Source organism: Mammaliicoccus sp. Dog046 (assembly GCF_034039665.1).
Lineage (GTDB): Bacteria > Bacillota > Bacilli > Staphylococcales > Staphylococcaceae > Mammaliicoccus.
This window is the reverse complement of record NZ_CP120131.1, coordinates 2,466,138-2,486,271: the sequence shown is the minus strand read 5'-3', so window position 1 is coordinate 2,486,271 and position 20,134 is coordinate 2,466,138. Positions and strand designations below refer to the sequence as shown.

The window sequence follows — 20,134 nt, the reverse complement described above, 5'->3', positions numbered from 1 at the left end:
GCTCAAAAAGCCTAAAAGAGGAATAAAACATGTTATTATTGTAGGCTAACGAGATAGTTTAGAGAAACAATCTCGTTAGAAAATCTAACAAGAAACTTCTCTTTAAAATACATTGCCTACATCCATAGAACTTCACTTTATATATTTCATCCTTCAACAGTCGTTTGTTTGAATAATGAATAACTGATGAATGTTGCAGTCAGTGTTAATAATAAAGTGAGCACCACGATACCTTGCCATTCAAAATGTACAAAGACATATCCGCCAAGCAATGTTAAAAAGCTTGATCCTACATAATAACCTAATAAATATAAAGTAGAAGCATGCGACTTACTTGATTCTGTTAAAGTTGCGATGTAACTACTTTGTATAGAATGTGCACCAAAGAATCCGAAAGTCAGTGCGGAGAGACCGAGAATATCAATTGGTAAATAAGTGAAGAAAGTAAGTAATATACCAGTAATCATAATTGTTATAGCGAGTGCATAAGCTCGTTTAATACCAAGTTTATAACTTAATTTACCAAAGTGAATAGAACTATATGTACCTATTAAATATAAAAGAAAAATAAAAGCAATTGTTGATTCGGACAAGGAAAATGGAGCGCGTTCAAATCGAACAGTGATGTAGCTATAAATCGTTACGAAAGTACCCATTAATAGAAACGCAAGGGACATCGTTTTTAATACAGCAGGTATTTTTAAGAGTTGAACATATTGTTTTAAATGTTGTTTCGGTGATGTCCAACGTGGTGTTTGTACTGTAGAAGCGGGTAGTAATAGCACCATCAATATCGCAAGAATTAAATTAATAATACTTAATGTTGCAATGGCTACTTGCCAATGTGCTAAATCTGTTAGAATGCCTACAACAACACGACCTGACATACCACCGAAAGTCGTACCAGCGACATATATGCCCATCACTTTTCGAACACGATCTTTTTGAACTTCATCAGCAATATAAGCCATCGCAATAGAAGGAACGCCACTTAAAGCAAGTCCCATAAGTCCACGTATAATAAGAAAAATATGAAAGTTAGTTACAAACGCACTAATTATCGAAAGTAAACTGACAAGAAGTACCGAAATCGACATCATACGTTTCTTCTCAATATTGTTGAACATTGGAACGATGATTAAACCAATACCTAGCATAAATGTTGTGACTGATAATGTTAAACTAACGTCTGATAATGAAACATTGAAATAATGGCTCAGGCCGTTAAATATAGGTTGTGTGACATATAAGCTTGAAAAAATAATGAAACCAGCAAGTAATAATGAAATAGATCTTTTCTTCTGTTCAACCGTCATTTCTAATCGCTCCTTAATTAATACAATCATAACGCTAAAAAATATGAATTTCGAAAAATACGCATTTAAATACAAAGTGTAATTATGCTATATTAAAATAATCTAAAAAATTAATAAAGGAGGGATAATATGAGATATGAAAATGCGTTAGAAAGTATTTTGCCAAAAATGAAAAATGTAAATGGAGTTGTGGCAATATTTTTAAAGGGATCAATTGCAAGAGGAGAAAACGATGCATATTCTGATTTAGATTTATATGTAATGCTCAAACATGATGTTATGGTCGAAACCGTATACGGTGATATTGTAAAAGCATTAGAGGCATACCGTAAACTTTTGTATAAAGATTTAATAGAAATCATTTGTCCGCAAATCATTGGCGTGTATACAGACATGTTACATATTGATTGCTATATTGTTTATGAAAATGATTATCCTCAAACAGATGTGATAAAGGTCCTATACGATCCAGGGCATAGATTAAATCATTACAAAGAACAAGATTTAAGATTAACAACTGAAATGTTCAATGATTCCGCAATAGATAGTTGCTGGTTTATATATCAATATGATCATATCGCTGAGAGAGGTCAGCATTTGTGGACGACACAAATGATAGATAATGCGCTTAATCATGTAACGAAAGTACTCTTATATAAATATTATCCTGAAAAATCGTTACTTGGGAAGAAAGCTGCACACCATTTGCCATCTGAAATATACGAGACGTTAGTAAAGGTTAATGATCTAAATAACTCTCGAAGTCATCGCGAAACCGTTTCTGTGTTCATGAATTTGTACAAAAATGAAATTAAAAGCATAGTGGAAATGGAATGGGACCAAGGGTTTGAAGACATCTTTAATTACTTATACGAAAAATACGCTTAACTAGACACCAGTCATAGAGCGGTCACTATGACTGGTGTCTTTATATTGGAGTTTAATTTTTGTAATGTGTGTTCTTGAACGCGTATAATGTAGATAAATCATAGGAGGTACTGTAATGGTAAAAATTTTAGGGCATCATCATATTTCAATGTTAACGAAAGATGCAAAGTTGAATAAAGATTTTTATGTTAATCAATTAGGTTTACGTATGTACTTAAAGTCAGTGAATCAAGATGATCCTTCAATGTACCACTTGTTTTATGGAGATGAAGTGGGAACACCGGGTACGTCTTTAACATTTTTTGAAATTAAGCCGATGGGTCAGACTTATAAAGGTACGAATACAATATCGAGAATTGGATTATTAGTGCCATCTGAGGAGAGTTTGTCATATTGGAAAGAACGTTTTGAAAAATTAGATGTCGATCATGATGCAGTTGGTATTTATAACGGCATGATGGCATTGCATTTTAGAGACCATGAAGGTTTAGAAATGGTGTTATTACCAAACGAAGATAGAAAAACACCACAAGATTGGCGAAATAATAGATACACTGATGTGCCGAATGAACACCAAATCATGGGTATGGGGCCAATCGAATTTAAAATAGATGACGTTTCTGAAATGAAAGATTTCCTAGAAAATGATTTGAATTTCGAGTTGGTTGATTCGGAAAGTGAATTGATTTATACAATTGATCAAGCAGGATTGTATAGTGATATTGTGTTGAAAGAAGAAAAAGGTACTAAAGAAAGACCAGGAAAAGGCAGTGTTCATCATTTAGCTTTATCAGTAGCTGATGAAGATGAACTTAATAAAGTGAAATCATTATTAGATGATAAAGAAGTGGTACACTCAGGAATCGTAGATAGAGACTTCTTTAAGAGTCTGTATTACAGACATTCGCATATATTAATCGAATTCGCGACAGAAGGACCAGGATTACCGTATGATGATGTTGAACAAATAGGGCAAAACCTAGATTTACCAGAATTTCTTGAAGACCGAAGAGAAGAAATTGAAAATAATTTAGAACCTATATAATAGAAGTAAAGTAAACGCAATTCCATCCAAATAACGACGAAAGCCCGGGACAAAATTAATTGTCCTGGGCTTTTTCATTATTATCATGTTTAAGTTGAGATTTTTTGATCAGCTGTACAGTGATGGCTGATGTGATTGGTATAGCGATACTGACTGCGATGCCTCCTAATAGGATGGATATAATTTCTGCAGCGAATATTTTAGCATTAATAATTTCTCCAAATGTATAATTCAATTTTCCGAACCAGAAGAACAACGTGATTTGTCCGCCTATGTAGGCGAAGTAAATGGTATTTGTTGTTGTTGAGAGTATATCTCGTCCTATCGTTAATCCTGATTTGAATAGTTGGTTCAGGGATATATTTGGATGTGCTTCATATAATTCATACATAGGTGAACTGATGGATATGCTTAAGTCTATGACTGCTGCTATGACGGCTAGCACTATGGTGAATACCATTAGTTGTGCGTAGTTGATACCAACGTTCATTGAAAAGATATATGTCTCATCTTGTTCTTCTTCTGTAAATCCTTGCAACATTGAAATGTCGACGATGTAGTATATGAGTCCTATTAATATTAACGTTGATAGGATTGTTGCGATAAAGGCGGCAATGGTCTTTGTATTATATTCGTTAATATAGAACAAGTTAATACACGCGATTAACAGGCAGAAGATAATCAATACAATAAATATAGGTGTTTTATATACGATGAGTATCAATGCTATAAATAATGTTATTAAATTTAAGAACAATGTGATAAAAGAGCGGAAGCCTTTTTTACCACCGAATATAATCATAAGTGCCAACAATACGAGAGCTAATACGAATGTTGTGTTCATCGGTTAGCCTCCTCTCTCTTTAAAAATATCATCGCTACGAAAATGGTAATAGGTATGGTGATGACTATACCGATACCACCCATGAGTGCTCTTGTTATTTCTAAAGACCAGTTCATAGATAATGTATATGTAACGGTGTTGCTATTTTTGAAATAGAGGATAATCATTGGAATACTACCTGATAAATAAGCGAAGAATAAAATGTTTGTCATTGTTCCCATTATATCTTTACCAATATTTATACCGGACTGTCTTAATTGTTTTAAAGAAATATTTGGCTGTTGTGCTTTAATTTCATATAAAGAACTTGTTAATGTAATAGCGACATCCATAACCGCTCCAAGAGAGCCGATGAGTACGGATGCTAGAAAAATCTGTGTCGGTTGTATCGTTAAGAAACTCATAGTTTCATATTTTATACCATTGCTATTTGTCAGTGTCATAACCAATTGTGAAATCCCGATACTTAAAAATGTACCAAGTAATGTAGAGATAATGGCGACATAGGTCTTTCGTTTAAAGCCGCTTACTAACAATAAAGATACAATTGTTGAAAAGATAACCGTCACTGACATTAGTGAGAAGAAGTGTTGGTTACCATGTTTCATGAAATAATCAATAACCATGAGTAATACCGTGATATTGATTGTCAGTGAAATGATGGAATTCAAACCTGACTTTCTTCCAACGATGAGTAGTGTTAATAGGAAGATACCAATCATTAATACAACGGATGAATCACGTTTTAATCCTTTAATAATGGCGGTGTCTTCTTTTCCTTTATACGATAGTAGCAATTTATCATTTTTATTATATTTTTCAGAGTCTGACAAAGAATCGGTATATTTATGGGAGAGTGTCAGCGTGTCTCCTTTATATTTGCCGTTTAATACTTTGATATGGATATGTTCTTTGTGCAATGTGTCTTTGTTTTTATTTTGATCAATAGTCGTTTCACTTTGCTTGTTGGTAATTTGTGTGATTTGTCCAATGGGCGTTTTGTAAAACTGAGTATTATGTTGCGTGAAGATAACTGCGCCTATCACGAGAATGATGAAACTAATGATGGCCAAGTTAAAGGGTTGTTTGAGTTGTATATTCATGTCGTTTACACCGTCGATTTTCTTTTAATTTGAATCAAACATAGTATACGCATTTTGTTTTATGACTTCAATTATTTCCATGTTTCATGACTTGGTATTGAGTCGCGTTTTCTAGCTTTTGAAATGTATGGATGGCCGGAAACGGTGAATCGTAAAGGTTTATCTGTCCATTCTCCCTTGTTAGGAACGCCTATTCTTGGCGATGTATCGATGTTCTTAGGGAACTTTCGATGTTGTGTGTCAATTTTAAGACAACCTGCATTGATTTTCGTACCATCTAATGATTTAGAAATATTCAGTGCCTGTGTAAGTTTTCCTGGACCGTTTGTTAGTTCAATACCTAATCTACCATTTCGATTCATTATCATTTGTTCAATACCGAATTCTGGTTCGATGGCTCTAATCAATATGCCTTGAGGTTCACCTTCTTCTTGCGCAACAAAATTAATCAATAATTGTTTGTGCATAGAGTGGGCATAAATAGTGCCACCTTCGCAATAAAGTGACTGAACACTGTTCGTTTGTCTTCCATTAAATGAATGAGATGCTTGGTCTATTTTTCCAATGTAAGCTTCTGTTTCAACGATAAAGCCTGTGTATGTGATGTCTTTCGTTTCATGTATCATTCTCACACCAAGCAAGTCAGCAGCTATTTGCTCTGTTGTTCTATTAATAAAATCCATATTAAGACGGACCTCCTTAATGATATGTTGCTTGTCTTTGTAATAAAGAACGCGCGTGTTGGATGAATGAGTTTAATTGATTGTTTTGATTGTTTTCTTGAAAAACGATATAAATGGTTCTTTTTAATTCGGTATGTGTGAGTGGTATTTTAACGAGGTGCTCGTTGTCTATACCGTTACTTAAATAATCGGGTATGATGAGTACGCCTTTTTGAGATAGAAGCGTTTGTTTAAGTAAAGCTACGTTTGATATTGGATAAGTCTTCTGTGATGCATGTTTTTTGATAAGTTGAGAAATCTGTTCAGGTAACGTGTTGAAATGATAAATATATTGATGACTAAGTTGTGATAAAGGCGGTTTCGGATTCATCGATAAATCATTTTGGTTATGCACATAGAGATTGTACGTTTCCTCAAATAATGTGTGTTTGATTGTATATTTATTGTTAAGTAATTTAGGCGTTAATTCGCAGAGTGCGACATCGATTTGATGAGAGATGAGCGCTTCTTCAATTTCGACAGGTGTCATCATGATCGGACGAATGTCTATGTTAAAGTCTCTCTCATAAGATTTAATAATTGCTGGGAGTGCCTGCGAAACATAACTTTCGGTATAAGCTAACTTTATAGTAGGTGAACCACTTTGTTCATTATGAATAAACAGTTCTTTCGTTTCGTCGATTAAATTTAATATTTGATTCGTTTGTGAGAGGAGCTTTTCTCCACTATCTGTCAATTTAACGTTTCGACCTTCTCTTAAAAATAAAGTCGTATTCAATTCTTTTTCTAAATTAGCGATTTGTCTGCTGACTGCAGATTGTGCAATTTCTAATTCTAAAGCTGCCTCTGAAATGTGCTCTCTTAAAGCAACTTCTCTAAAATAAATTAATTGTTTAATCTCCATATCATCACCTCACTTTTTATCTTATCTAATTTTTAGATATATTTCATCTATTTTATATATTGTTAAGATAAGTTGTTTTAAAGTATGATGAAGACTATCAATTATTGAAGATTCTGAAATTTATTGTTGAGGTGATGTCGTATGTCATTTAAGAAAGATAGAAGACAACTTGGCCTGTATGATTCTATAGACGAACATGATGCTTGTGGAATTGGTTTTTATGCCAATATGGACAACAAAAGGTCACATGATATTGTATTAAAATCAATTGAAATGCTGTGTAGGCTAGATCATAGAGGTGGCGTTGGTGCTGACGGTATTACTGGTGATGGTGCTGGTATTATGACAGAAGTACCTCACCTCTATTTTAAAGAAAAATTAAAACTCGATTTACCTGAAGAAGAACATTATGCTGTAGGTATGTTTTTTACTGATGAAAAAATAGCTGGCAGTAAACATGAAGCGCAGTTTAATGCATTCTTTGAAGAAGAGGGATTACGTGTTATTTCATATAGAGAAGTTCCAGTGGATACTTCCGTATTAGCGACACACGTGGCAGAAACGATGCCACACATACAACAGGTATTTGTAGAAAGTACATCAAGTGAACACTTTGATCGTTCATTGTTTATAGCACGTAAACAAATTGAAAGATACGGAGATGAACAAAATTTAGATTTGTATTTCGCAAGTCTATCTCGAAGAACAATCGTGTACAAAGGTTGGTTACGTTCAGACCAAATTAAAGGGCTGTATATAGATTTATTAGATGAAGATTACGTTTCAAAATTTGGTTCAGTCCATTCTAGATTTAGTACGAATACCTTCCCAAGTTGGAAGAGAGCCCATCCAAACAGATTGTTAATGCATAACGGTGAAATCAATACGATTAAAGGTAATGTGAACTGGATGCGTGCACGTCAAGACAGACTCATAGAGACGATTTTTGGCGATGTTAAAGACAAAATTGGGACAGTATTAGATGAATCAGGTAGTGACTCTGCGATTGTAGATAATGCGTTAGAGTTCTTAAGTTTAAGCATTCCACCTGAACAAGCTGCAATGTTATTAATTCCAGAACCTTGGTTATATAACGATACTCAAGATCCTAAGATTAGAGCTTTTTATGAATATTATAGTTATTTAATGGAACCATGGGATGGTCCCACGATGATCAGTTTCTGTGATGGTGATAAATTAGGTGCTTTAACAGACCGTAATGGTTTAAGACCTGGACGTTATACAATTACAGATACGAATGAAATTATCTTTTCTTCAGAAGTCGGTGTCATCGATGTTGAAGAAGAGCATGTCGTATATAAAGGGCAACTAAACCCAGGTAAATTATTATTAGTAGATTTTAAAGAGAATAAAGTCATTGAGAACGATGAGTTGAAACACCGCATTGCGAGTGAACATCCTTACGATGAGTGGATTAGTGACAAAGTATTAAATGTAAACGAAGTTGTTGCTACAGCATCAAAAGTTGAAAGCGAAAAAGTCTTCCAACTACAACGTCGTTTTGGTTATACAAAAGAAGAAATTAACAAATACATGTCAGAAATCGTAACAGAGAAAAAAGATCCGATTGGCGCTATGGGTGTTGATACACCAGTAGCAGTATTGAGTACTCGACCTGAATCATTGTTTAATTACTTTAAACAACATTTCGCACAAGTAACGAATCCACCAATCGATTCTTATAGAGAGAAAATTGTAACAAGTGAAATGGTGTATTTAGGTAAAGAAGGTAACGTATTAGAACCAAGTAAAGAGAATACAAATAGAATCCAATTAAACCACCCAGTATTATCTAAAGCTCAACTTGAACATATTCAAGCAAGTCATTTTAAAGTTGCTACAGTTGCAACGACGTATTCAGAATCACTTGAAGATGCACTTGATACATTAGGTCAAACGGTATCTAAAGCAGTTAAAGATGGTGCTGAAATTATTGTGTTAGAAGATGAATCTGTTGATGATGAACAAGGCTTATTTGCGATACCAATGTTATTAGCAGTCAGCCATATCCATCAATATTTAATTAGAACTGGTCAAAGATTAGATACAAGTATTGTTGCGTATTCTGGAGAATGTCGAGAAGTTCATCATTTAGCGACTTTAATCGGTTACGGAGCGAATACTGTTGTTCCTTATTTGGCGCACTATACAATCGAATCATTAACGGTCGAAGGTCGTCTTGAAGGCACTGTTGAAGAAAATGTTGATACGTACAGTCAAACATTATCAGCAGGTGTAATCAAAGTTATGGCTAAGATGGGTATTTCAACAGTACAAAGTTATCAAGGTGCACAAATATTTGAAGCGGTGGGTCTAGGTAAAGATGTCATCGAGAAATACTTTACAGGTACACCTTCAAAACTTTCTGGTATTTCTATTGCTACAATCGACAGAGAGAATAAAGCAAGACAATCAGAGCGTATTGAATATCTGAATTCTGGTAGTACATTCCAATGGAGACAACAAGGTGAACATCACGCTTTTAATCCGAAAACGATTCATCTATTGCAACATGCTTGTAGAGATAACAACTTTGATATGTTCAAAGAATATTCGGAATCAGCGGATAATGAGCGTATGAGCCATTTGAGAAACTTATTAGATTTTAAAAAGGCACGCGCCGTCGATTTGGATAAAGTTGAATCAGCAGACAACATTGTAACGAGATTTAAGACAGGTGCAATGAGTTTTGGTTCAATTTCTCAAGAAGCACACCAAACTTTAGCAGAAGCGATGAACCGTATAGGTGGTCGTAGTAACAGTGGTGAAGGTGGAGAGAATCCAGAACGATTTATTGTGAAACCAGATGGAACAAATTATATGAGTGCGATTAAGCAAGTTGCATCAGGACGATTTGGTGTAACGAGTGATTATCTACAACATGCTAAAGAGTTGCAAATTAAAGTTGCACAAGGTGCTAAACCTGGAGAAGGTGGACAATTACCAGGTACGAAAGTATATCCGTGGGTAGCTGAAGTGCGTGGTTCAACACCAGGTGTTGGTCTGATTTCACCACCGCCACATCATGATATTTATTCAATTGAAGATTTAGCACAACTGATTCATGATTTGAAAAATGCTAATAGAAAAACAGATATCAGTGTTAAATTAGTATCTAAATCTGGCGTTGGTACAATTGCTGCTGGTGTAGCAAAGGCTTATGCCGATAAAATTGTTATCAGTGGTTATGATGGTGGTACAGGTGCATCTCCTAAGACGAGTATTCAACATGCTGGTTTACCATGGGAAATTGGTTTATCAGAAACACATCAAACACTTATGTTAAACGGATTACGATCAAGAGTGACATTAGAAACAGATGGTAAATTGATGACTGGTCGAGATGTTGCATTAGCATGTATGTTAGGTGCAGAAGAATTTGCGTTTGCTACAGCGCCATTAGTTGTTCTTGGTTGTATTATGATGAGAGTTTGTCATAAAGATACATGTCCAGTAGGTATAGCAACACAAAATGGTGACTTGCGTAAATTATTTACAGGTAAAGCAGATCATATCGTTAACTTTATGTACTTTATTGCCGAGGAAATAAGAGAAATCTTAGCTTCATTAGGATTGACGAAGATGGACGATTTAGTAGGTAGAACAGATTTATTAGAAGTGTCTGAACGCTATTATTCTCATCCGAAAGCAAGAGAATTAGACTTGGCTGCATTGTTATTTGCGAATGACGGTGAAAGACATCGTTCAACAAATCAAAATCATCACCTTGATGAAGGTTTTGATTTAACAAAGCTGTATGAAGATGCAAAAGCTTCTATCGATCACGGCGAGAAATTTGTTGGTAGTTATAATATTCGTAACACAGAGCGAGATGTTGGTGTTATTACAGGAAGTTATATCACAGAAGTACATGGTGAACCAGGCTTACCTGAAGATACAATACATGTGAAGACGTTCAAACATGCTGGTCAAAGTTATGGTGCATTTACGCCTAAAGGTATGACGTTACATCATACAGGTGATGCTAACGATTACTTCGGTAAGGGCTTATCTGGTGGTAAATTAATTTTAAACGCGCCAAACGAAGATCGTGAAGAAGACATTATCGTTGGTAACGTTTGTTTCTATGGTGCGACAAGTGGTACCTCTTATATCAATGGACGTGCCGGTGAACGTTTCTGTGTAAGAAACAGTGGTGTGAATGTTGTTGTTGAAGGTGTCGGCGATCACGGTTTAGAGTACATGACAGGTGGACGTGTTGTCATCTTAGGTGATGTTGGGCGTAACTTTGGTCAAGGTATGAGTGGTGGTGTCTGTTATGCAATGCCAACAGATGTTGAAGCATTTAAGAAAGAACACGCTTTAGATACACTTGAATTCGAAGTGTTAAAAGATAAAGACGAAATCTCAAATTTAAAACATATGTTAGAAGAACATGTTAAATATACAAATAGTAGTAAAGCACGCGAGGTATTAGCATCATTTGATACGATTATCGAAAGTGTCGTTAAAGTTATTCCTAAAGATTATAAATTAATGATGCAGAAGATATCTATACACAAGTTAGAAAGTGAAGAAGATGCACTACTAAATGCATTCTTTGATGATCGAAAATCTATTGATGATGAAGAAGAACTGGCTTCTGTATATTAAGAAGGAGGGCATATTATGGGTGAATTTAAAGGTTTTATGAAATATCCTAAGCAACAACTTGATGAGTTACCATTAAAAGATAGAATCAAAGGATATGAACCATTCCAACAACGTTTTACAACTGAAGATGCTTCAACGCAAGGTGCGCGTTGTATGGATTGTGGGACGCCATTTTGTCAGACAGGCTCTTCATTCGGTAGAGATACGATAGGCTGTCCGATAGGTAACTATATTCCTGAATGGAATGATTTAGTATATCGAAAAGACTACAAAGAAGCATATGCAAGATTATCTGAAACAAATAACTTTCCGGAATTTACGGGTCGTGTGTGTCCTGCGCCATGTGAATCATCATGTGTGTTAGCGATTAATAATGATTCCGTAGCAATTAAAGGAATAGAACGTACGATTATAGATGAAGCTTATGATATGGGGCTAGTGAAACCTAAATTACCTCAACAAAGACGCGACGAAAAGGTAGCAATTATAGGTAGTGGTCCAGCGGGACTTACTGCAGCGGAAGAGTTGAACTTATTAGGATATAATGTAACGGTATATGAGCGTAACCATCGTCCAGGTGGCTTGCTCATGTACGGTATACCAAGTATGAAACTAGATAAAGCAGTCATTGAACGACGTATAAAAATCATGGAAGAAGCAGGTATTGTCTTCAAGACAGATGTAAATGTGGGGAAAGACATCACGAAAGAAGAATTAAACGATCAATACGATGCGATTATCGTTTGTACCGGTTCACAAAAAGGTAGAGACTTACCTTTAGAAGGACGTATGAGCTTCGGTATACATTATGCAATGGAATACTTAACAGAACAAACACAGTTACAAATGGGAGAAATTGATACACCAACAATATCAGCAAAAGGCAAGAATGTGATTGTAATCGGTGCGGGTGACACAGGTGCTGACTGTGTTGCGACAGCTTTAAGAGATGACTGTAAATCAGTTGTTCAATTTAATAAATATGTAAGATTAACAGATAAGATGGAACAAAATACATCTTGGCCATTACCAATGCCTATTTTCAAATTAGATTATGCGCATAAAGAATATAGAGAGCAATTTGGATTTGAACCAAGAGCTTATGGTATTCAAACGATGCGTTATGATGTAGATTCAAGTGGTCAAATTCGTGGACTTTATACACAAGTATTAGAAGAAACGGAAGATGGCATGGTTATTGTTGAAGGCACAGAACGTCATTGGCCAGCTGATTTAGTGTTATTATCAATTGGATTTGAAGGTACAGAACATTTAGTACCACATACCTTTAATTTAAATACAGAACGCAATAAAATTGTAGCGAACGATAAAGATTTTAGAACAAATCAAGACAAAATTTTTGTTGCTGGTGATGCAAGAAAAGGACAAAGTTTAGTCGTTTGGGCAATAAAAGAAGGGCGTTCAGTTGCAAAAGCTGTAGATAAATCATTGAAGGAAAAAATTACAATTTAAATTTTAGACTTTTTATTGACATGAGTGATGGCATGGTATAAGATAAGTATTGTCTTATTTGGAGGAATACCCAAGTCCGGCTGAAGGGATCGGTCTTGAAAACCGACAGGGGCTTAACGGCTCGCGGGGGTTCGAATCCCTCTTCCTCCGCCATTATTTTTAAAATACCAAGACTAATATATATAGCAAGAGGTTGAGACTTTTATGTCTCAACCTCTTGTTTTTTTGTTGTGTAAAAAAATAGAGAATTCATTCACTTGTTCTGTATGGTCCCTTTTGAGATATATCTTTGCTATAATATAAGAATATTCTGAAAAAAGGTCGTGAATAAATGAAAGCAAAGGGGCTAAATAGGGGAGATGTTGTTGGCGTGGTTGCATTGGCCAGTCCACCTCATCAAGAGAAATTGAAACAAGGTCTTGAACGTTTAGAGGAACGTTATGATTTACGATTTAAATTAGCTGATAATATCACAGATCGATATGGTCATTTAGCTGGTGAAGATGAAGCGCGTTTGCAAGGATTTCATGAAATGTTGCTAGATGATGAAGTGAAAGCAATTATCTGTTCGAATGGTGGCTACGGTACGCCAAGAATTGTAGAGCAAATTGATTATGACTTGATTAAACAACACCCGAAAATTATTTGGGGCTATAGCGATATTACATGTTTACATAATGCGGTAAGACAACAAACGGGTTTAGTTACATTTCAAGGTCCTATGATTGCATCGGATATTGGTGCTCGATTTAATGAAATAAGTTTAAATAGTTTCGAACAATTATTTGACGGTAAAGACGTGATATATCCTTCAAATGAATTAATGTTCAAACCACTCGTTGATGGTGTTGTAGAAGGTGGAATCGTAGGCGGTTGTTTGTCATTGTTAGTTTCGAGTTTAGGGACTTCGTATGAGATAGATACGAAAGGGAAAATACTATTTTTTGAAGATATTGGTGAAGAACCATACAAGATAGATGGATTTCTACAACAAATGAAATCAGCAGGAAAACTCGATGATGCGATAGGATTTATGATTGGTCCATTTACTGATAGTGAACCATCAAAGCCAGAAAAGTCATTGGAAATGAAAGAAGTCATCGATTTCTTTATTACAAGTTTGGATAAACCAGCTGTTTACGATTTGAATATCGGACATTGCACACCGCACTTTGGTATACCATTTGGGACGAATGCCATTTTAAATGTTCAAGAAGGATTACTGAAAATAGAATCTGGTGTAGATAAAGGATAAGGGGGCGATGTGATGTTTATTACAGATATTAAATATTATAGATATGGAACACCTTTAAAGAAACCGTTTAAGACAGCTTTGAGAACTGTAGAAGTAATAGAAAGTATATATGTATTTGTTGAAACAAATGTAGAAGATATGATTGGTGTTGGAGAGGCGGTACCGACATATGTGATTACTGGTGATACGAAGGGTGGCATAGAGGCTGCAATTGACGAAGTATTTAAGCCGCTACTAATCAATAGACAGGTGCATGAGTCATTATTAGATGATGTACAAAGTGCAATGGTTGGCAATACGAGCGCTAAAGCAGCATTAGATATTGCTCTGCATGATTTGTTAGCGCAAGAAGCGACCCTACCACTATATCAATATTTAAATTATAACCCAGGAAATAAACAGTTGGAGACATGTTATACAGTGAGTTTAAATGATGCCGAAGAAATGGTTGAAGATGGTTTGAGATATGTAGACGAAGGATTTAAGCATTTGAAAATAAAAGTCGGCAAAGACAACGTAGAAACTGATTTAAATCGATTAAAAGCGTTAAGAATTTCATTACCTCAAGATGTCATTCTTAGTGTCGATGCAAATCAAGCTTGGGATGTGGATAGTGCACGGTATGCCTTGAAACAATTCGACGAAGCAGATTTAAATATTGAAAGTATTGAACAGCCTGTTGATCGACATGCTTATGAAGCATTGGGTGAATTAACACAAAACTTTGAAATTCCGGTCATGGTAGATGAAAGTCTGTTTAGCTTAAATGATGCGCGGCGTTTACTAGATGTTGGTGCTAAAGAACTATGGAACATTAAATTGATGAAGACAGGTGGTATTCATCAGGCTATGCAAATCCATAGAATGGCAAGTGAAGCGAGTATTCCTTGCATGGTTGGATGCATGATGGAAACACATGTGTCTGTGACTGCTGCTTTACACTTTAGTTTAGCTGCGGAACAAGTGAAAAGAGTGGATTTTGATGCGCCATTAATGGTTGTAGAACGACAAATTGAAGGTGGTATTCAATATAGTAGCGCGAAAGTAACGCCTTCAGAAGGATATGGTTTGGGTATAGATCGACAATCTTTATTAAAGAAGGTGAGTCAATGATTAAATATTGTAGGGTAAATGTTGGGACGATTTGGAGAGACATTGATAAAGCGAGAGATATTGATAGAGATGGTATCAAATATCCTGCTGATATCCAAAGATGGTTGTTAACACTAAATTTGGAACAAAAACTGTCATTCACTGAAGATAGCCGTATAGATACGCAAATATTATATGGTGAAATGGTAGAAGTTCTTGATGAACAGGAAGGATGGAGTCATGTCGTTTGTTTAGAACAGCCATCTAAACAACACCCGAAAGGTTATCCTGGATTTATTCCAAGTAGTCAATTAGGTGTTATGGATGTACAGGACATGACTGAGAAGGTTCGTGTTAAAGCGCCGAAGACGACGTTATTTGATTTAGAATTTAAAACGAAACAAGTGCTTTCGTTTAATACAACTTTACCAGTGACAAAGCGTGGTGAATCATTTGTGGAAGTGAATACACCTGAAGGACCGGGAATGATCGATATTCGAGACGTGAAATTTAGTGATGAATATGGAACTTTTAAAAAGGGATCAATGCAAGGTGTGATTGAACAAGCAAGGCAGTTTATTGATCTTCCGTATTTATGGGGTGGCGTTTCAAGTTATGGATACGATTGTTCAGGTTTTTGTTTTCAAATGTATAAAAGCCAAAACTTCCAAATTCCCAGAGATGCAGATGAACAATATGACGCGATGGTTGATATCCCGATTGAAGCGGCTGAATTCGAACCAGGTGACTTACTCTTCTTTAGCAAGCCAGAAGAGAATGGTTTCCTCTCTCATGTTGGAATATACATGGGCGATGGAATGATGATTCATGCACCGCATACACCTAAAAGCATAGAAATTGTGAAGTTAACGGATAGTTATTATCACAAGATATTAGCAAAAGCAGCAAGACTGCTACTCATTTAGAATAGAGTGAATCATATATGACCCGAAATCGTGAGAGAATTGAATCGCTTTTTCGGGTGTTTTTGTGTTTGATAAGAAGCAATAATAATAAAATGTGTCATGGTGCTGAATAATTCCGACATCATTAATGACGTTATCGTATTCTCCTGTTTTAGAATGAAATTTAAGTTTAGAATCGTAGAACGATTGATAAATAGATACTTTGTCATTTAAATGTTGTTCGTGTAAGATGTCCATCATTTCTTTATGATGTGCATGGTTTGTGATGTATCTGAGGATGCGTATGATATCTTGAGCAGAAGTAACATTCTGCTTGCCTTCAGAGATGGCTTGCTCATCCATCATGCGTCTACTTAATTTTGTTTCTGTACATTCTAAATCGGTTTCTATGAACTGATTGATATGATGCAATCCGAAATGGTCAATTAAAATATTCGTTGCTGTATTATCAGAAACAACAATCATGAGATACACCAAATCTTGGATGCTTAATTGACGTATATGCAAACTTTGTAATACACCACTACCTCCAACAGATTGATCGATTGTGAGCGATTCTTGCATTTCATCATCGTTTAACTGATTAAAAATATAAATCATAATGGGTAATTTGATTAAACTCGCTGATTCAAAAGTTTTTTCGTAATGATGATTTGTGAATATTGTTGAATGTTCATTAGCAAATTCTAGTGACACATCGTTATGATCCATTAATTCATGCGTTAAAAAAGTCATATTTATCAGCTCCTTTACTTAATCATACTACAGAAAAAGTATATTGATAAATGTAAGCCTTTACATACTTGTATATACAAGTTATAATTCAGTTAAATAAATAAAGGGGAGTGAGTGCAATGGCTGTGAAGAGAGAAGATATAAGGTTAATTATCGACGCAATCGGGGGTAAAGATAATGTGAGTGCGGCGACGCATTGCGTTACACGTTTACGTTTAGTATTAAACGATGAAAGCAAAGTTGATAAGGAAGCTTTAGATGAAATTGATTTAGTTAAAGGATCTTTTTCGGCGAATAATCAATTCCAAATTGTTATTGGTCCGGGAACTGTAGATGAAGCATATAAAGTTTTTCAAGAAGAAACGGGTGTAGAAGAAAGTTCGAAAGACGATGTCAAGAAAGCGTCTGAGCAGAAGATGAATCCATTTCAACGTTTAATCAAATTACTAGGAGATGTGTTTATTCCGATTTTGCCAGCCATTGTTACTGCTGGTTTGCTATTAGGTTTAAATAATGTGCTTACGGCTAAAGATTTGTTTGGTGCTAAACCACTTGTAGAACAATTTGTTTGGTTGGCGGATTTTGCGAATATTATTAATGTCATCGCTAGTACGGCATTTATCTTCTTGCCAGCTTTAATAGGTTGGTCGGCGATGCGTGTCTTTGGTGGTAGTCCGATACTTGGTTTAGTATTAGGGTTAATTTTATTACATCCGCAACTTGCTTCTCAATATGACTTAGGTGGCGGTAAATCAAGTGAAATACCAGTTTGGCATATCTTTGGTTTAGAAATTAAACAATTGAACTATCAAGGACAAGTCTTACCAATCTTATTAGCAACTTGGGTTTTATCAATCATAGAGAAATTCTTGAATAAACGTGTACATGATTCGATTAAAATGTTGGTCGTTGGTCCGGTCGCATTATTAATTACAGGGTTTTTAGCTTTTATTGTAATTGGACCACTTGCTTTAGAATTAGGTACGTTAATTACTGAAGGTATTAAAGGTATCTTTGAAAGCGCAGGTTGGTTAGGTGGCGCTGTTTACGGTTTGTTCTATGCACCACTAGTTATTACAGGTCTACATCATATGTTCTTAGCAGTTGATTTCCAACTGATGGGAAGTCCGTTGGGTCACACTTATTTATGGCCAATCGTTGCCATCTCAAATATATGCCAAGGTTCAGCGGCATTTGGTGCTTGGTTGATTTATAGAAAACGTAAAATGGCAAAAGAACAAGGTTTAGCATTTACTTCTGGTATATCAGCATTCCTAGGTGTAACAGAACCAGCGATGTTTGGTGTGAACTTACCATTGAAATATCCATTCTTCGCATCAATTATTACATCGTGCTTATTAGGTGCGTTTGTTGGAGCGAATACAGTATTAGGTAAAGTTGGTGTTGGTGGAATACCTGCAATTATTTCGATTAAACGTGAATTTTGGGGCGTATTCGGTGTTGCAACCTTGATAGCAATGATTTTACCCGCTATACTTACGATTGTATTTTCAAGATTCGCTAAAGAAAAAGCAAAAGAAATGGTGAAAGAATAAATATAAATTAAAGGAGTTTATTCATATGGCAGTAACGGATTGGAAAAAATCAGTCGTCTATCAAATATATCCAAAATCATTTAACGATACGACAGGAAATGGCCAAGGAGATATTAACGGCATTATTGAAAAGTTACCGTACTTGCAAACTTTAGGTGTTGATTACATTTGGTTAACACCGATTTATGAATCGCCGATGAACGATAATGGTTATGATATTAGTGATTATTATCAAATCAATCCGGATTTTGGTACAAAAGAAGATGTTGAACGATTATTGGAAGCAGCGCACGAACGAGGTATTAAAATTATGCTTGATATCGTTATTAATCATACATCTACTGCTCACCATTGGTTTGTAGAGTCTCGTAAATCCAAAGATAATCCTTATCGCGATTATTATATTTGGAAAGAAGGAACGAAAGACGCACCACCAACAAATTGGGAATCGAAATTTGGTGGGAATTCATGGACGTATGATGAACAAACGGAAAGTTATTATTTACGATTATTCGATGTATCACAGGCTGATTTAAATTGGGAGAATGATCAACTTAAATCTGAAATTTATGAAATGATCAATTATTGGATTGATTTTGGTATCGATGGATTCCGTTTTGATGTAATTAATTTAATTTCAAAAGGTGCATTTGAAGACTCAGAAGCAATTGGTAAAGAATTTTATACAGACGGACCAAAAGTACATGATTATTTACGTGAACTCAATCAAAATACATTCGGTCAGAAAGATATTATGACTGTTGGTGAAATGTCATCAACGACAATTGACCATTGTATAAAATATACACAACCTGAACGTCATGAGCTGAGTAGTGTATTTAATTTTCATCATTTAAAAGTAGATTATAAAAATGGTGAAAAATGGTCGGATATGAAATTTGATTTTCTAGAGCTCAAACGTATATTAATGGATTGGCAAGTGAATATCGCAAAAGGAAATGGATGGAATGCAATCTTCTGGTGTAATCACGATCAACCGAGAGTAGTGACGCGTTTCGGAAATGATTCAACTGAAGCGGATAGAGTGAAATCAGCGAAGATGTTGGCGATATCTCTGCATATGTTGCAAGGTACACCTTATATTTATCAAGGGGAAGAAATTGGGATGACGGATCCTCAGTTTACAAATATTGATGAATATAGAGATGTGGAATCATTGAATGCTTACCGTTTGTTACGAGAACAAGGCATGGATGAAGCAATGATTATGAAAGTGATTGGTCAAAAATCTAGAGACAATTCTAGAACGCCAGTTCAGTGGAACCAAGAAACGCATGCTGGTTTTACAACTGGAACACCTTGGATAGGCATCCCGGATAATTATCAACATATTAATGTAGAAGCGGCACTAGAAGAAAAAGATTCTATCTTCTATACGTACCAAAAATTAATCCAAATACGTCATCAACATGACATTGTGACGTATGGCGCGATAGAACCAATGTATATGGACCATCCAGAGCTATTTATATATAAACGACATTTCAATGGAGAAACGTGGTTGATTGTCGCTAATTATTCAGATAGTGTCGTTGCACTTCCAAGTGAAGTGAATACGGATGGCGAGTTGATTATTTCTAATAATGATAAAATAGGTCGAAACTTACAACCTTATGATGCATTTGTTGTGAAGTTGAATGAAGAATAAGTAAGTATAG

General features: G+C 35.4%; 15 protein-coding genes and 1 tRNA gene. 10 read left to right on the top strand and 6 right to left on the bottom strand.

Annotated features, from left to right (window positions below; genetic code table 11):
• Positions 1-146: 146 nt before the first annotated feature.
• Positions 147-1,316, bottom strand: a complete 1,170-nt coding sequence (locus P3U32_RS12350; protein WP_323703458.1) for an MFS transporter — start codon at positions 1,314-1,316, stop codon at positions 147-149.
• Positions 1,317-1,445: 129 nt separating this feature from the next.
• Here P3U32_RS12350 and P3U32_RS12345 point away from each other — a divergent pair, with 129 nt between their 5' ends.
• Positions 1,446-2,204 carry a nucleotidyltransferase domain-containing protein gene (locus tag P3U32_RS12345; RefSeq protein WP_323703457.1) on the top strand — a complete coding sequence of 253 codons (759 nt, stop codon included), beginning with the start codon at positions 1,446-1,448 and terminating at the stop codon, positions 2,202-2,204.
• A 115-nt stretch (positions 2,205-2,319) separates the two neighbouring features.
• A complete protein-coding gene (locus P3U32_RS12340; protein ID WP_323703456.1) occupies positions 2,320-3,249 on the top strand; it encodes a VOC family protein in 930 nt (309 codons plus the stop codon).
• A gap of 55 nt (positions 3,250-3,304) precedes the next feature.
• On the opposite strand, the gene P3U32_RS12335 is transcribed toward P3U32_RS12340, so the two are convergent.
• The 4 genes from P3U32_RS12335 to gltC form a co-directional block, all read right to left on the bottom strand.
• Positions 3,305-4,093 carry a YibE/F family protein gene (locus P3U32_RS12335; protein WP_323703455.1) on the bottom strand — a complete coding sequence of 263 codons (789 nt, stop codon included), beginning with the start codon at positions 4,091-4,093 and terminating at the stop codon, positions 3,305-3,307.
• The gene (locus P3U32_RS12330) at positions 4,090-5,196 is read right to left on the bottom strand and encodes a YibE/F family protein (RefSeq protein WP_323703454.1); all 1,107 of its coding nucleotides are present in this window, start codon (positions 5,194-5,196) and stop codon (positions 4,090-4,092) included. The genes P3U32_RS12335 and P3U32_RS12330 overlap by 4 nt, the downstream gene beginning before the upstream one ends.
• Before the next feature lie 71 nt (positions 5,197-5,267).
• Positions 5,268-5,879: a DNA-3-methyladenine glycosylase gene (locus P3U32_RS12325; RefSeq protein ID WP_323703453.1), complete on the bottom strand. Its 612-nt coding sequence runs from the start codon at positions 5,877-5,879 to the stop codon at positions 5,268-5,270.
• Between the two features lie 16 nt (positions 5,880-5,895).
• Positions 5,896-6,783 (bottom strand): glutamate biosynthesis transcriptional regulator GltC, encoded by an 888-nt coding sequence (gltC, locus tag P3U32_RS12320; protein WP_323703452.1) that lies wholly within the window; start codon positions 6,781-6,783, stop codon positions 5,896-5,898.
• Positions 6,784-6,924: 141 nt separating this feature from the next.
• Between gltC and gltB the strand changes: the two genes are divergently transcribed.
• From gltB to P3U32_RS12290, 6 genes are all read left to right on the top strand, one after another.
• Positions 6,925-11,418 (top strand): glutamate synthase large subunit, encoded by a 4,494-nt coding sequence (gene gltB, locus P3U32_RS12315; RefSeq protein ID WP_323703451.1) that lies wholly within the window; start codon positions 6,925-6,927, stop codon positions 11,416-11,418.
• Between the two features lie 15 nt (positions 11,419-11,433).
• Positions 11,434-12,891 (top strand): glutamate synthase subunit beta, encoded by a 1,458-nt coding sequence (locus P3U32_RS12310; protein WP_323703450.1) that lies wholly within the window; start codon positions 11,434-11,436, stop codon positions 12,889-12,891.
• A 60-nt stretch (positions 12,892-12,951) separates the two neighbouring features.
• Positions 12,952-13,044: transfer RNA gene (locus P3U32_RS12305), tRNA-Ser, on the top strand.
• Positions 13,045-13,222: 178 nt separating this feature from the next.
• Positions 13,223-14,146: a S66 peptidase family protein gene (locus P3U32_RS12300; protein ID WP_323703449.1), complete on the top strand. Its 924-nt coding sequence runs from the start codon at positions 13,223-13,225 to the stop codon at positions 14,144-14,146.
• Between the two features lie 12 nt (positions 14,147-14,158).
• The gene (locus P3U32_RS12295) at positions 14,159-15,259 is read left to right on the top strand and encodes a dipeptide epimerase (protein ID WP_323703448.1); all 1,101 of its coding nucleotides are present in this window, start codon (positions 14,159-14,161) and stop codon (positions 15,257-15,259) included.
• Positions 15,256-16,164, top strand: a complete 909-nt coding sequence (locus tag P3U32_RS12290) for a C40 family peptidase (protein ID WP_323703447.1) — start codon at positions 15,256-15,258, stop codon at positions 16,162-16,164. The genes P3U32_RS12295 and P3U32_RS12290 overlap by 4 nt, the downstream gene beginning before the upstream one ends.
• On the opposite strand, the gene P3U32_RS12285 is transcribed toward P3U32_RS12290, so the two are convergent.
• Positions 16,153-16,899 (bottom strand): serine hydrolase, encoded by a 747-nt coding sequence (locus P3U32_RS12285; RefSeq protein WP_323703446.1) that lies wholly within the window; start codon positions 16,897-16,899, stop codon positions 16,153-16,155. The genes P3U32_RS12290 and P3U32_RS12285 overlap by 12 nt on opposite strands.
• A gap of 119 nt (positions 16,900-17,018) precedes the next feature.
• Here P3U32_RS12285 and treP point away from each other — a divergent pair, with 119 nt between their 5' ends.
• Entirely contained in the window at positions 17,019-18,455 is a 1,437-nt protein-coding gene (gene treP / locus P3U32_RS12280; RefSeq protein ID WP_323703445.1) for a PTS system trehalose-specific EIIBC component, read from the top strand.
• 25 nt (positions 18,456-18,480) lie between these two features.
• Positions 18,481-20,124 (top strand): alpha,alpha-phosphotrehalase, encoded by a 1,644-nt coding sequence (gene treC, locus P3U32_RS12275; RefSeq protein WP_323703444.1) that lies wholly within the window; start codon positions 18,481-18,483, stop codon positions 20,122-20,124.
• Positions 20,125-20,134: the final 10 nt, after the last annotated feature.